The following is a 12,145-nucleotide window of genomic DNA, read 5'->3' on the forward strand; positions in this document are numbered from 1 at the left end:
CGGCGCAACCGTGTCGCTCGATACGGCAAAGGCACAGAGGCCGGTGGAGACGCCTCCGCCATTCCCTGTGCCTCTATCAGTGAGACCAGACGCTTACTTCTTGTCTTTCACTTCTTCGAACTCGGCGTCCACCACGTTGCCGTCGTCCTTCTTGCCGGCTTCCGGCTGCGCGCCGCCTTCGGCGCCGGCCTCGGCCTGAGCCTGGGCGTACATGATCTCGCCCAGTTTCTGGCTGGCCTTGGCCAGTTCCTCGGCCTTGGCTTCGATCGCTTCCTTGTCGTCGCCCTTGACCACTTCCTCGGCCTCCTTCAGCGCCGCCTCGATCTTGGCCTTCTCGTCGGCGCCGATCTTGTCGCCGTGCTCGGACAGCGACTTCTTGATGCTGTGGATCAGGCCTTCGGCGTGGTTGCGCGCGGTCACCAGCTCGTGCAGCTTCTTGTCTTCCTCGGCGTTGGCCTCGGCGTCCTTCACCATGCGCTCGATCTCGGCCTCGGACAGGCCGGACGATGCCTGGATGGTGATGTTGGCCTGCTTGCCGGTGGCCTTGTCCTTGGCCGACACGTGCAGGATGCCGTTGGCGTCGATGTTGAACTCGACCTCGATCTGCGGGATGCCGCGCGGCGCCGGCGGGATGTCGCCCAGATTGAACTGGCCCAGCGACTTGTTGGCCGCGGCCTTCTCGCGTTCGCCCTGCAGCACGTGGATGGTCACCGCGGTCTGGTTGTCGTCGGCGGTCGAGAAGGTTTGCGACGCCTTGGTCGGGATCGTCGTGTTCTTCTGGATCAACTTGGTCATCACGCCGCCCAGCGTCTCAATGCCCAGCGACAGCGGGGTCACGTCCAGCAGCAGCACGTCCTTGCGGTCGCCGGACAGCACCGAACCCTGGATCGCGGCGCCGACGGCCACGGCCTCGTCCGGGTTCACGTCCTTGCGCGGTTCCTTGCCGAAGAATTCCTTGACCGCGTCCTGCACCTTGGGCATGCGGGTCTGACCGCCGACCAGGATCACATCGGTGATGTCGGACAGCGACACGCCGGCATCCTTCAACGCCACGCGGCACGGCTCGATCGAGCGGGCGATCAGGTCGTCGACCAGGCTTTCGAACTTGGCGCGGGTGATCTTCATCGCCAGGTGCTTCGGACCGGTCGCGTCCATCGTGATGTACGGCAGGTTCACTTCGGTCTGGGTCGCGCTGGACAGCTCGATCTTGGCCTTCTCGGCGGCTTCCTTCAGACGTTGCAGCGCCATCACGTCCTGCTTCAGGTCGACGCCCTGCTCCTTCTTGAATTCGGTGACGATGTAGTCGATCAGGCGCTGGTCGAAGTCCTCGCCGCCGAGGAAGGTGTCGCCGTTGGTCGACAGCACTTCGAACTGGTGCTCGCCGTCCACGTCGGCGATTTCAATGATGGACACGTCGAAGGTGCCGCCGCCCAGATCGTACACCGCGATCTTGCGATCGCCTTCCTGCTTGGCCAGGCCGAAGGCCAGCGCGGCCGCGGTCGGCTCGTTGATGATGCGCTTCACTTCCAGACCGGCGATGCGGCCCGCGTCCTTGGTCGCCTGGCGCTGGCTGTCGTTGAAGTAGGCCGGCACGGTGATCACCGCCTCGGTCACTTCCTCGCCCAGGTAGTCTTCGGCGGCCTTCTTCATCTTGCGCAGCACTTCGGCGGAGATCTGCGGCGGCGCCAGTTCCTGGTCGCGGACCTTGACCCAGGCGTCGCCGTTCTTGGCCTTCAGGATCTCGAACGGCATCAGGTCGATGTCCTTCTGCACTTCCTTGTCCTCGAAGCGGCGGCCGATCAGGCGCTTGGCGGCGTAGATGGTGTTCTTCGGGTTGGTCACGGCCTGGCGCTTGGCCGGCGCGCCCACCAGGATCTCGCCGTCTTCGACGTAGGCGATGATGGACGGCGTGGTGCGGTTGCCTTCGGCGTTTTCGATGACCTTCGGGTTGCCGCCCTCTACGACTGCCACGCAGGAGTTGGTGGTGCCCAGGTCGATGCCGATGATTTTACCCATGATTCAATTCCTTTCTTCCGATTCGTTTCCGTCCGGCGCGGTTCTTGTCGATAGCCGGAGCCTGTTGTCTCAATAAATATTGGCTATGCCCTGCTTTTCAAGAGGCCGGCATGCGCCTTTTTTCATTCCTTGGCCTTGGCCACCACCACCATCGCCGGACGTAGCACGCGGTCGGCCAGCAGATAGCCCTTCTGCATCACGCGCACGACGGTGTTGGGCTCGGCGTCGGACTCTTCCGCGCTCATCGCCTGGTGCTGGTGCGGGTCCAGCTTGTCGCCAGCCTTGGGCGCGATGTCCTTGATCTGCGCCTTCTCGAAGGCGGAGACCAGCTGCTTCAGCGTCATGTCGACGCCCATCTTCAGCGTGTCGATCTGGCCGCTCTGGTCCAGCAGCGCCATTTCCAGATAGTCCTTGACCGTCACCAGCTCGGTAGCGAATTTGCCTATGGCATATTTATGCGCGGCGGCCACTTCGTCCTGGGCGCGACGGCGCTGGTTCTCCAGCTCGGCGCGGGCGCGCAGCAGGGTGTCGTTCAGTTCGGCGATTTCGGCTTCCAGCCCGGCGATGTGCTGCTCGGGAGTCTGCTCCAGCTCGGTATGCGCCACATCGGTCGCTTCATCGGCTACGGCTTCGGCCGCCGGATTCAGATTTTCTTGCATGACGTTTCCTTTGAATTGCACCGGCTAAATCGATGTCCAGACCCAAGGTAGGGACTTTTGCGGCGATTTCAAGCCCTGTTCCGCTTATCTCCGGCCGAAGACGGCGCCGCGCGATGCGCGTATTTCAACTGTCATTTTTTCGCATTGAAATCATTTCCGCGCAATCGTCGATTCGTTTAAAACCGCGTTTTGTTAGCTTATGAAAACACAGTGTTTTTTCTGTGTTGCACTGCACACAACGCGTTTTTTTTGTGCTTATAATGGGCCCACGCCACGCAGCAAACCGCCGCGGCGCCGCAACGGCGCGCTGCCGGCGGCCGAGATAAATCGGGCCGATCCCGCCCGGTTTCGACAAAAATCCGGAAAACCGGATGCGCTTTACCGCTATGAGGACGCCGGCCCCGGCCGGCGAGCACAGAAACGTTTCGAGAAGGGTTCCAAACATGACGACTCGCGAACAACGCATTGCAGCCATCCAGAAGGACTGGGACGAGAATCCGCGCTGGAAAGGCATCAAGCGCGGTTACAGCGCCGCCGACGTCGAGCGCCTGCGCGGCTCGCTGCAGATCGAACACACGCTGGCCCGCCGCGGCGCCGAAAAACTGTGGCAGCTGGTCAACCACGAGCCGTACATCAACTGTCTTGGCGCGCTGACCGGCGGCCAGGCGATGCAGCAGGTCAAGGCCGGCGTCAAGGCGATCTACCTGTCCGGCTGGCAGGTCGCCGCCGACAACAACGAATACTCGGCGATGTATCCGGACCAGTCGCTGTACCCGGTGGACTCGGTGCCCAAGGTCGTCGAGCGCATCAACAACACCTTCACCCGCGCCGACGAGATCCAGCACGCCAAAGGCCTCGAAAAGGGCGATAGCGGCTACGTCGACTACTTCGCCCCCATCGTCGCCGACGCCGAAGCCGGCTTCGGCGGCGTGCTGAACGCCTACGAGCTGATGAAGTCGATGATACGCGCCGGCGCCGCCGGCGTGCACTTCGAGGACCAGCTGGCCTCGGTGAAGAAATGCGGCCACATGGGCGGCAAGGTGCTGGTGCCGACGCAGGAGGCGATCCAGAAACTGATCGCCGCGCGCCTGGCGGCCGACGTCTACGGCGTGCCGACGCTGGTGATCGCCCGCACCGACGCCGAGGCGGCCGACCTCCTGACCAGCGACGTCGACCCGAACGACGAGCCGTTCCTGACCGGCGAGCGCACCGCCGAAGGCTTCTACAAGACCAAGAAGGGCCTGGAGCAGGCGATCAGCCGCGCCGTCGCCTACGCCGACTACGCCGATCTGGTGTGGTGCGAGACCGGCACGCCGGACCTGGAGTTCGCCCGTCAGTTCGCCGAAGCCGTCCACGCCAAGCATCCGGGCAAGCTGCTGGCCTACAACTGCTCGCCGTCGTTCAACTGGAGAAAGAACCTGGACGACGCCACCATCGCCCGCTTCCAGCGCGAACTGGGCGCGATGGGCTACAAATACCAGTTCATCACGCTGGCCGGCATCCACAGCATGTGGTTCAACATGTACGACCTGGCGCAGGACTACGTCGCGCGCGGCATGTCCGCCTATGTCGAGAAGGTGCAGGAGCCGGAGTTCGCCGCCCGCGACCGCGGCTACAGCTTCGTGTCGCACCAGCAGGAGGTGGGCACCGGTTATTTCGACGACGTCACCACCGTGATCCAGGGCGGCGCCTCCAGCGTCACCGCGCTGACCGGCTCGACCGAGGAAGAGCAGTTCCACTAAAAGTGGTCGGCCGACAGCGCGCTCAGCATCGGCGCCTTGCCGGCCGCATTGCCGCCACAAGCGGCCACTGATCGGCCCGCGTACCCCGCGGGCGGTGCCGCCCCGCCTCACGGCCGGGCGGCATTTCCATATGGAGGAAACACGATATGAGCCTGGCCACCACCGATCTGTGCGACGCCTTCGGCGCGGAAATCCAGGTGCTGGAACCCATCTTCCAGTCATTCGGCGGCAAGGTCCGCTTCCACGGCCCCATCGCCACGCTGAAGCTGTTCGAGGACAACAGCCTGGTGCGCACGATGCTGGACGAGGCCGGACACGGCCGGGTGCTGGTGGTCGACGGCGGCGGCTCGCGCCGCTGCGCGCTGCTGGGCGATCAACTGGGGGAACTGGCGGTGACGAACGGCTGGGCCGGGCTGGTGCTGGACGGCTGCGTCCGCGACAGCGCGGCGCTGGGCAGGCTGCCTCTCGGCGTCAAGGCGCTGGCGGCGCACCCGCGCAAGTCGGTCAAGCTCGGCGCTGGCCAGCGGGCGTTGCCGCTGCGCGTCGCCGGCTGCGACATCCTGCCGGGCCACTGGCTGTACGCAGACGAGGACGGCGTCATCATCAGCCCCCGCGAACTGGTCCCTGAGGGGGCTTAGACGATCTTTTCGAGCGTCTCGGGGCCGCGCAAAGACCTTGAACAGGCTCTCAGTAGCCGCCGCTGCGCGGGTGCACCGGCAACACGCCCTGCGCGTTGGCGGTGCCCCACTCCAGCCGCTGCTCCCACCAGGTGTGGTGTTCCGGCACCAGGATTTCCGGCGTGTCCAGCGAGGCGGCCGTGATGTCTATCTCTTCCGGATCGGATTCGTGGAAATAGGTCAGCGTGGAGCCGCAGTGCGGACAGAAGCCCCGCGACACCGCGGCCGAGGAATGGTATTGCGTCGGCTTCTCTCCGCGCCACTCCAGCTCGTGCACCCGCATCGTGAACCAGGTGACGAAGGCGGCGCCGCTGGCGCGCCGGCAACTGCGGCAGTGGCAATGGGTGATATGGAACGGCGTGCCGCGCAAGCGGTAGCGCACCGCGCCGCACAGACAGCCCCCGGTCAGGCCTATGCTCATCGACGCTCTCCCAGGATAGGCATGCGGCATTAGCCGCATCTCCATTTCACTATGCCTCAGCCATGCTGCAAGTGCAAAAAAACCCTAAGCCACCGGACAGGCGGCGCCGATATCCGCCACATACAATGAGATATCGTCGTTGGAGACCGCCATGCGCCGCCTGCTTCTCGCCCTTTGCCATTGCCTGGCCATCGCTGCCGCGTCGGCCCAGCCGCCCGCCCCGTCGGTGGTTCACATCTGCGACGACGGCGAAGAATGGCCGCCGTTCACCTACTACCGCCGCGTCGACGGCAAGCCCACGACGGAAATCACCGGCTACTCGGTCGAAGTGATAGGCGCCATCCTCGGCAAGCACGGCATTCCGTTCACGATCACGCTGCCGCCGTGGAAACGCTGCCTGGCGTCGATAGAGGCCGGAGAGAACTACGTGATGGCGCTCAGCGCCAGCAAGAATCCGGAACGGGAGCAGCGCTTCCTGTTTTCCGCGCCCTACTATCAAACCCACTACTACGTGTTCTACGCCAAGGATCGTTTTCCCCAGGGACTGAAGCTGGACAGCCAGGCGGATCTCAATCAATACCGGCTGGGCGGCATCAAAGGCTATGCCTACTCGAATCTGGCTACGGTAGACAAGGACAGGATGGTGCGAGCAGCCAGCTATCCCGAGTTGGTCAAAATGATGAAAGCCGGCAGGCTGGACGTGTTCGCTGAAGACTACGAAGTCATGGCGGGCCTTTCCAGCATAGGCGCCCTGGATATCATCGGGGACCCGTCCATCGGCCGCGCGCCGCTGCCGGGCGCCAACGCCAATCCGTTTCACATGATATTCAGCCGCAAGAATCCCAGCGGCGAGCAGCTAAGGCAGCTGGTGGACCAGGAACTGGAAGCGATGCGCCGCTCCGGACAGCTGGCCCGGCTGCTGGCCAAATACGTGAAGCGCTAGGCGGCGTCCAGAAGCGAATCGCCGCGGACAGCCTCCCGACTGCCCCGCGGCGATGGTGAAAACGCAGGCTATCAGGCCGGCTGGGTCGGCGTGGCGCCCTTCACCTCGGTCAGGCGGTTGTCGCCGTCGACGAAGACCAGCTTCGGCGAGTGGCCCTTCAGCTCGGCGTCCTCGTACTGCGCGAACGAGGCGATGATCAAGAGGTCGCCCGGCGCGGCGCGGCGCGCGGCCGAGCCGTTGACCGAGATCACGCCGGAGCCCCGCTCTGCCTTGATCGCGTACGTGGCGAAGCGTTCTCCGTTGGTGACGTTCCAGATCTGCACTTCTTCATACTCGAGAATGTCGGCCGCTTCCAGCAGGTTCTCGTCTATCGCGCAGGATCCGATGTAATGCAGCTCGGCGTGCGTGGTGGTCACGCGGTGGAGCTTGGATTTCAGCATATTGCGTTGCATGATGGTCTTCCTTGTCGCTCCGTTTCAGCGGAACACTTCGATATTGTCGATCAGACGGGTCTTGCCCAGCCGCGCGGCGGCCAGCACCACCAGCCGCTTCTCGCCGGCATGGGCGATTTCCAGCGTGTCGGCCTGGCGAACCTCGACGTAATCGACCGTCCAGCCGGCGGCCGTCAGATCGGCGCGCGCCGCTCCCTCCAGCGCCGCGTAATCCTGGCTGCCGGCCAGCAGGCCATCGCGGATCGCCGACAGATTCCGGTACAGCCGCGGCGCCTCGGCACGCTCCTCGGCCGACAGGTAGCCGTTGCGCGACGACAGCGCCAGGCCGTCGTCGGCGCGGCCGGTGTCCACCGGCACGATTTCGATCGGCGAGTTCAGATCGTCTATCATCGCCTGGATCACGTGCAACTGCTGGTAGTCCTTCTTGCCGAAACAGGCCAGGTCCGGCTGCACGATATTGAACAGCTTGGTCACCACGGTGGCGACGCCGCGGAAGTGGCCGGGGCGGAAGGCGCCGCACAGCTCGTTCTGGATGTGCGGCGGCTCGACGTTGAAGTCCTGCCTGACGCGCGGGTACAGCTCGCGCTCGGTCGGGAAGAACAGCGCGTCGACGCCGGCGGCGGCCAGCTTGTCGCAATCGGCCTCGAAGGTGCGCGGATAGGCGTCGAAGTCCTCGCCCTGGCCGAACTGCAAGCGGTTGACGAAGATGCTGACGACGACCTTGTCCGCCTGTTCGCGCGCGGCGGCCACCAGCTTCAGATGCCCCTCGTGCAGATTGCCCATCGTGGGCACGAAAGCCAGCCTGCCCGCCTGCTTGCGCCAGGCGCGCATCTCGGCCACGGTACGGATGATTTCCATCTCTCGTTCTCTTCCGGGCTTAGTAAGTGTGCTCTTCGGACGGGAAGGTCTTGTCCTTCACCGCCTTGATATAGGCTTCGACCGCGCCCTGGATGCTGCCGGCCTCGTCCATGAAGTTCTTGACGAACTTGGCCTTCTTGCCCGGATACACGCCCAGCATGTCGTGCAGCACCAGCACCTGGCCGGAGACGTCGACGCCGGCGCCTATGCCTATCGTCGGCACCTTGACGGTTTCGGTGATCTCTTTGGCCAGCGCCGCCGGCACGCACTCCATCAACACCAGGCTGGCGCCGGCCTCGGCCAGCGCCCTGGCGTCGGCGACGATGCGCTGAGCGTCGTCGCCGCGGCCCTGCACGCGGTAGCCGCCGAAGGCGTTGACGAACTGCGGGGTCAGGCCGATGTGCGAGCACACCGGGATGCCGCGCTCCACCAGGAAGCGGGTGGTCTCGGCCATATAGGCGCCCCCCTCCAGCTTGACCATGTGGGCGCCGGCCTGCAGCAGGCGCGCGGCGTGGGCAAAGGCCTGCTGCGGGCTTTGCTGGTAGGCGCCGAACGTCATGTCGCCGAGGATCAGCGCGTTCTTCGCGCCGCGGGCCACGCAGCGGATGTGGTAGAGCATGTCCTCTTCGCTGACTGGCAGCGTGGAGTCCACGCCCTGCACCACCGGCCCCAGCGAGTCGCCGACCAGCAGGATCTCGACGCCGGCCTCGTCCAGCAGGCTGGCGAAGCTGGCGTCGTAGCAGGTCAGCATCGTGATTTTCCGGCCTTCCTCGGCCAGCTTGTGCAAGGTGTTGACGGTTATTTTCATCTCTCGACTTCCTCGTGTTCCATCTGCGGCGCCGCGCGGGGATGCCCCGGTCAGACGCTCTTGTTGAAATAGCTGCGCTGGCCGCGCATTTCGGCAATGCAGCGGATCAATAACTCGAAGTCCTCGTCGCCGTCCACCAGATTCAGGTGGTCGGTGTTGACGATCAGCAACGGCGCCGATTCGTACTGGTGGAAGAATTCGCTGTAGCCGGCATGCACGCGCTTCAGATAGCCCTCGGGGAAGTTCACCTCGTAGTCGACCGCGCGCGCGGCCACCCGCTGCAGCAGGATGTCCTCCGACGCCTGCAGATAGATCACCAGGTCGGGCACCGGGTATTCCGGCAGCGCCTGCGGCGCCAGCCGCTGGTACAGCGCCAGTTCGTGCTCGTCCAGATTGAGCCGGGCGAACAGCTGGTCCTTGTCGAACAGGAAATCCGACACCAGCGGCGCGGCCTGCAGATCCCCCGCCAGCATCTCGCGCGCGATGTCGGCCCGCTGCAGCAGGAAGCTCAGCTGGGTGGACAGCGCGTGCGCCGGCATATTGCGGTAGAAGCGGGGCAGGAACGGATTGGCGGCCGGATCCTCGGCCTTCAGCTGCACGCCCCAGTACTCGGACAGCCGGCGGGCCAGCGACGACTTGCCGGCGCCTATCGGTCCCTCGACCACCACGTAACGCAATTGACTCATACGATTCCCGTCTTGTCGGTTTCAGTCGGCCGCATCCAGCCGCTCTATGCCGTCGGCGCCGAGGGCGGCGGCCAGCGCCGACACGTCGCCGACGCCGGGCAGCGTCGTCCCGGCGGCGATCTCGGCCAACGGCGCCATCACGAAGGCGCGCTGATGCATGCGCGGATGGGGCAGGGTCAGCCTGGGGCCTTCCAGAAAGATGCCTTCGTAATACAACAGATCCAGATCCAGCACCCTGGGCGCGTTGCGGAAGCTGCGCTCGCGGCCGAAGCGCTGTTCCAGCGCCAGCAGCTCGTCCAGCAACGCGTCGGGCGGGAGCGCGGTGTCGAGCAGCGCCACCGCGTTGATGAAATCGGGCTGGTCGGCGTAACCGACCGGCGCGGTGCGGTATAGCGAGGAATGGCGCAGCAGCGCGGTGCCGGCCAAACGGCCAAGGGCCGCGAGCGCGGCCCTCACCTGCCGGTCCGGCTGCTCCAGGTTGCTACCCAGAGCGACGTAGGCCAGCGTCACTCGACGCTCTCCAGTCCGCCCCCGTCCTTGCGGCGGCCGCCGCTGCGCCGGCGACGGCGCTTCTTGGCCGGCTCGTCGCCTCCGGCGTCCTTGACCTCGGCAATCAGCCGCTCGCACTCGTCGGCGTCGGCGCGCTGGAAGCGCTCCCACCACTCGACCAGCGAGGCGGGCACTTCGCCGGCCTCGCTGCGCAGGGCCAGGAAATCGTAGGCGGCGCGGAAGCGCGGCTGCTCGAGGAAGCGGTACGGGCGGGCCCCGCTGCGGCTGTCGAAACGGGCCTGCAGCGTCCAGATTTCGCGCATGGTCACGCTGAAGCGGCGCGGGATGGCGAAATCGTTGTCCTGCTCGGACTCGACGTCGGAGATGGCCGCCAGCAGCGCCGGCAGGCTCTTCTCGCCGGCGGCGAGCCGGCGCTGCCAGCCCTGGTTGACCTGGCGCCACAGCAGCGTGGCCAGCAGGAAGCCGACCGATATCGGCTTGTCGGCGCGCAGGCGGGCGTCGGTGCTGTCCAGGCCCAGCCGCAGGAAGGCGTCGTCGCTGCCCTTGTCGTCCATCACCGCGTCCAGCAGCGGGAACACGCCGCGGGCCAGGCCCTCCTCGCGCAGCTTCTTCAGGCAGGCGTAGGCGTGGCCGGACAGCAGCAGCTTCAGCAGCTCGTCGAACAAACGCGCCGGCGGCTCCTTCTTCAACAGATGGGCGTGGGCGCGGATCGGTTTCTTGGTGTCGGCGTCGATCTCGAAGCCGAGCTTGGCCGCCAGCCGCACCGCGCGCAGCATGCGCACCGGATCCTCCTGATAGCGGCGCGCCGGCTGGCCTATCATCACCAGCTTCTTGGCGTGCAGATCCCTGACGCCGTTGTGGTAGTCGATGACGGTCTCGTCGGACGGATCGTAGAACAGCGCGTTGACGGTGAAGTCGCGGCGATGCGCGTCCTCCTCCTGGCTGCCGAAACTGTTGTCGGCCATGATGCGGCCGGTTTCGTTGGTGTCGTCGACGCTGCCGCCGCGGAAGGTGGTCACCTCTATCGTTTCCGGGCCCATCATCACGTGGACGATGCGGAAGCGGCGGCCGATGATGCGGGAGCGGCGGAACAGATGGTGGACCTGCTCCGGCGTGGCGTTGGTGGCCACGTCGAAATCCTTGGGCGACACGCTCAGCATCAGGTCGCGCACCGCGCCGCCGACCACGTAGGCGGCGTAGCCGGCTTCCTGCAGGCGGGAGGTGACGCGCAGCGCCGCCTGGCTCAGTTGGTCGCGGCGTATGCCGTGTTGCGGCAGCGGATAGACGCGCGGCTTGCCGCGGCGCTTGCCCATCGGCAGTTCCAGGACTTTACGGATTAGCTTGCGGATCATGTGGAAGATTGTGACTTGGAATGCTGGATTCGCAAGATTAGGGATTCGAGGCCGCGATTATAGCCCGAATCTTTGCGGAAAATACACATCGCTTCCCTCCTGTGTCGGCAAGGACTTGCCATCGATTACGGTTCGGCCAGATACGCATCCAGCCGCTCCTGCAAATGCGCGCGCAGCGCCGTCACCGCCGGCGACAGCATCAGTCGGTGCGGCGTCACCAGGCACAGCGGCGTCGCCTCGGTGCGGTAGTCCGGCAACAGCTCGACCAGCCGGCCGGCGCGCAGATCGGCCAGCACGTCCAGCCTGGACTTGTAGGCGATGCCCATTCCGTCCAGCGCCCAGCGCCGCACGATCTCGCCGTCGTCGCCCTGCCAGCGGCCGCCGACCGCCACCGTCTGGCTTTCGCCGCCGCGCTCGAAGCTCCAGCGCTCGTGCAGCGCCGTCCCCAGCACCAGCCTCAGGCATTGGTGGCCGCGCAAGGCCTGCGGCGTCGCCGGGGCGCCGTGGCGGGCCAGATAGTCCGGCGACGCGCACAAAACCCGGCGGTTGTCCGGCGCCAGCGGCAAGGCCACCAGGCTGGAATCCTCCGGCACGCCGTAGCGCAGCGCCACGTCGACCGGCTGTCGGTAGAGGTCGGCGACCCTGTCGCTGATCCGCAACTGCAGATTGAGCCCGGAATGCTCTTCCATGAACGCGTCCAGCCAGGGCCGCAGCAGATTGCGCCCCAGGTCGGACGGCATGGACAGCGACAGGCCGCCCAGCAAGGCCAGCCGCTCCGCCTCCAGCGCCAGGCTGCCGGCCCGCACCGCGTCCAGCGCCGCGCGCGCATGCTCCAGGTAGCGCTCGCCTGCCAGCGTCAGCCTCAGGCTGCGGGTAGACCGGGCCAGCAATTGCACGCCCAAGGTCTGTTCCAGCCGCTTCAGCGCCGCGCTGGCCACCGCCGGACTCAGGTCCAGCTGCCGCGCCGCCGCCGACAGGCCGCCCAGCTCGGCCGCGCCGATGAAAACCTGCAAATCGTCCA

13 protein-coding genes are annotated in these 12,145 nt (G+C 65.7%); 3 read left to right on the forward strand and 10 right to left on the reverse strand.

The window, feature by feature from the left end; genetic code table 11:
• Window positions 1–93: 93 nt before the first annotated feature.
• Entirely contained in the window at window positions 94–2,016 is a 1,923-nt protein-coding gene (gene dnaK, locus WNM05_RS16370) for a molecular chaperone DnaK (RefSeq protein WP_434628818.1), read from the reverse strand.
• Between the two features lie 122 nt (window positions 2,017–2,138).
• On the reverse strand, window positions 2,139–2,675 hold the full coding sequence (gene grpE, locus WNM05_RS16375; protein ID WP_434628820.1) for a nucleotide exchange factor GrpE: 537 nt from the start codon (window positions 2,673–2,675) through the stop codon (window positions 2,139–2,141).
• Window positions 2,676–3,118: 443 nt separating this feature from the next.
• On the opposite strand from grpE, the gene aceA reads away from it, so the two are divergent.
• The gene (gene aceA, locus WNM05_RS16380; RefSeq protein ID WP_434628822.1) at window positions 3,119–4,417 is read left to right on the forward strand and encodes an isocitrate lyase; all 1,299 of its coding nucleotides are present in this window, start codon (window positions 3,119–3,121) and stop codon (window positions 4,415–4,417) included.
• Window positions 4,418–4,563: 146 nt separating this feature from the next.
• Window positions 4,564–5,055: a ribonuclease E activity regulator RraA gene (gene rraA, locus WNM05_RS16385; RefSeq protein WP_434628824.1), complete on the forward strand. Its 492-nt coding sequence runs from the start codon at window positions 4,564–4,566 to the stop codon at window positions 5,053–5,055.
• 49 nt (window positions 5,056–5,104) lie between these two features.
• Here the strand turns inward: rraA and WNM05_RS16390 are convergent, their stop codons facing one another.
• Window positions 5,105–5,515, reverse strand: a complete 411-nt coding sequence (locus WNM05_RS16390) for a GFA family protein (RefSeq protein WP_434628825.1) — start codon at window positions 5,513–5,515, stop codon at window positions 5,105–5,107.
• Window positions 5,516–5,666: 151 nt separating this feature from the next.
• Between WNM05_RS16390 and WNM05_RS16395 the strand changes: the two genes are divergently transcribed.
• Window positions 5,667–6,458, forward strand: a complete 792-nt coding sequence (locus WNM05_RS16395) for a substrate-binding periplasmic protein (RefSeq protein ID WP_434628827.1) — start codon at window positions 5,667–5,669, stop codon at window positions 6,456–6,458.
• Between the two features lie 71 nt (window positions 6,459–6,529).
• Here WNM05_RS16395 and panD read toward each other — a convergent pair whose 3' ends face one another.
• The 7 genes from panD to WNM05_RS16430 form a co-directional block, all read right to left on the reverse strand.
• Entirely contained in the window at window positions 6,530–6,910 is a 381-nt protein-coding gene (gene panD / locus WNM05_RS16400; protein ID WP_011135189.1) for an aspartate 1-decarboxylase, read from the reverse strand.
• Between the two features lie 24 nt (window positions 6,911–6,934).
• Window positions 6,935–7,768, reverse strand: a complete 834-nt coding sequence (gene panC, locus WNM05_RS16405; RefSeq protein ID WP_434628830.1) for a pantoate--beta-alanine ligase — start codon at window positions 7,766–7,768, stop codon at window positions 6,935–6,937.
• 19 nt (window positions 7,769–7,787) lie between these two features.
• Window positions 7,788–8,576, reverse strand: a complete 789-nt coding sequence (gene panB / locus WNM05_RS16410; RefSeq protein ID WP_434628832.1) for a 3-methyl-2-oxobutanoate hydroxymethyltransferase — start codon at window positions 8,574–8,576, stop codon at window positions 7,788–7,790.
• A 50-nt stretch (window positions 8,577–8,626) separates the two neighbouring features.
• Window positions 8,627–9,262 carry a deoxynucleoside kinase gene (locus WNM05_RS16415; protein WP_434628833.1) on the reverse strand — a complete coding sequence of 212 codons (636 nt, stop codon included), beginning with the start codon at window positions 9,260–9,262 and terminating at the stop codon, window positions 8,627–8,629.
• A gap of 21 nt (window positions 9,263–9,283) precedes the next feature.
• Window positions 9,284–9,772 (reverse strand): 2-amino-4-hydroxy-6-hydroxymethyldihydropteridine diphosphokinase, encoded by a 489-nt coding sequence (gene folK / locus WNM05_RS16420; protein WP_434628835.1) that lies wholly within the window; start codon window positions 9,770–9,772, stop codon window positions 9,284–9,286.
• Complete coding sequence (gene pcnB / locus WNM05_RS16425; protein WP_434628837.1) at window positions 9,769–11,124, reverse strand: polynucleotide adenylyltransferase PcnB; 1,356 nt, start codon at window positions 11,122–11,124, stop codon at window positions 9,769–9,771. Before pcnB ends, folK begins: the two co-directional genes overlap by 4 nt.
• Window positions 11,125–11,249: 125 nt before the next feature.
• A complete protein-coding gene (locus WNM05_RS16430; protein ID WP_434628839.1) occupies window positions 11,250–12,137 on the reverse strand; it encodes a LysR family transcriptional regulator in 888 nt (295 codons plus the stop codon).
• Between the last annotated feature and the right edge of the window lie 8 nt (window positions 12,138–12,145).

It is taken from the genome of Chromobacterium sp. CV08, assembly GCF_051129845.1.
Taxonomy (GTDB): domain Bacteria; phylum Pseudomonadota; class Gammaproteobacteria; order Burkholderiales; family Chromobacteriaceae; genus Chromobacterium.

Excerpts from the sequence above, each read along its gene's own strand:
- dnaK (WP_434628818.1), bottom strand. The coding sequence starts at position 2,016 with ATGGGTAAAATCATCGGCATCGACCTGGGCACCACCAACTCCTGCGTG.
- grpE (WP_434628820.1), bottom strand. The coding sequence starts at position 2,675 with ATGCAAGAAAATCTGAATCCGGCGGCCGAAGCCGTAGCCGATGAAGCG.
- aceA (WP_434628822.1), top strand. The coding sequence starts at position 3,119 with ATGACGACTCGCGAACAACGCATTGCAGCCATCCAGAAGGACTGGGAC.
- rraA (WP_434628824.1), top strand. The coding sequence starts at position 4,564 with ATGAGCCTGGCCACCACCGATCTGTGCGACGCCTTCGGCGCGGAAATC.
- WNM05_RS16390 (WP_434628825.1), bottom strand. The coding sequence starts at position 5,515 with ATGAGCATAGGCCTGACCGGGGGCTGTCTGTGCGGCGCGGTGCGCTAC.
- WNM05_RS16395 (WP_434628827.1), top strand. The coding sequence starts at position 5,667 with ATGCGCCGCCTGCTTCTCGCCCTTTGCCATTGCCTGGCCATCGCTGCC.
- panD (WP_011135189.1), bottom strand. The coding sequence starts at position 6,910 with ATGCAACGCAATATGCTGAAATCCAAGCTCCACCGCGTGACCACCACG.
- panC (WP_434628830.1), bottom strand. The coding sequence starts at position 7,768 with ATGGAAATCATCCGTACCGTGGCCGAGATGCGCGCCTGGCGCAAGCAG.
- panB (WP_434628832.1), bottom strand. The coding sequence starts at position 8,576 with ATGAAAATAACCGTCAACACCTTGCACAAGCTGGCCGAGGAAGGCCGG.
- WNM05_RS16415 (WP_434628833.1), bottom strand. The coding sequence starts at position 9,262 with ATGAGTCAATTGCGTTACGTGGTGGTCGAGGGACCGATAGGCGCCGGC.
- pcnB (WP_434628837.1), bottom strand. The coding sequence starts at position 11,124 with ATGATCCGCAAGCTAATCCGTAAAGTCCTGGAACTGCCGATGGGCAAG.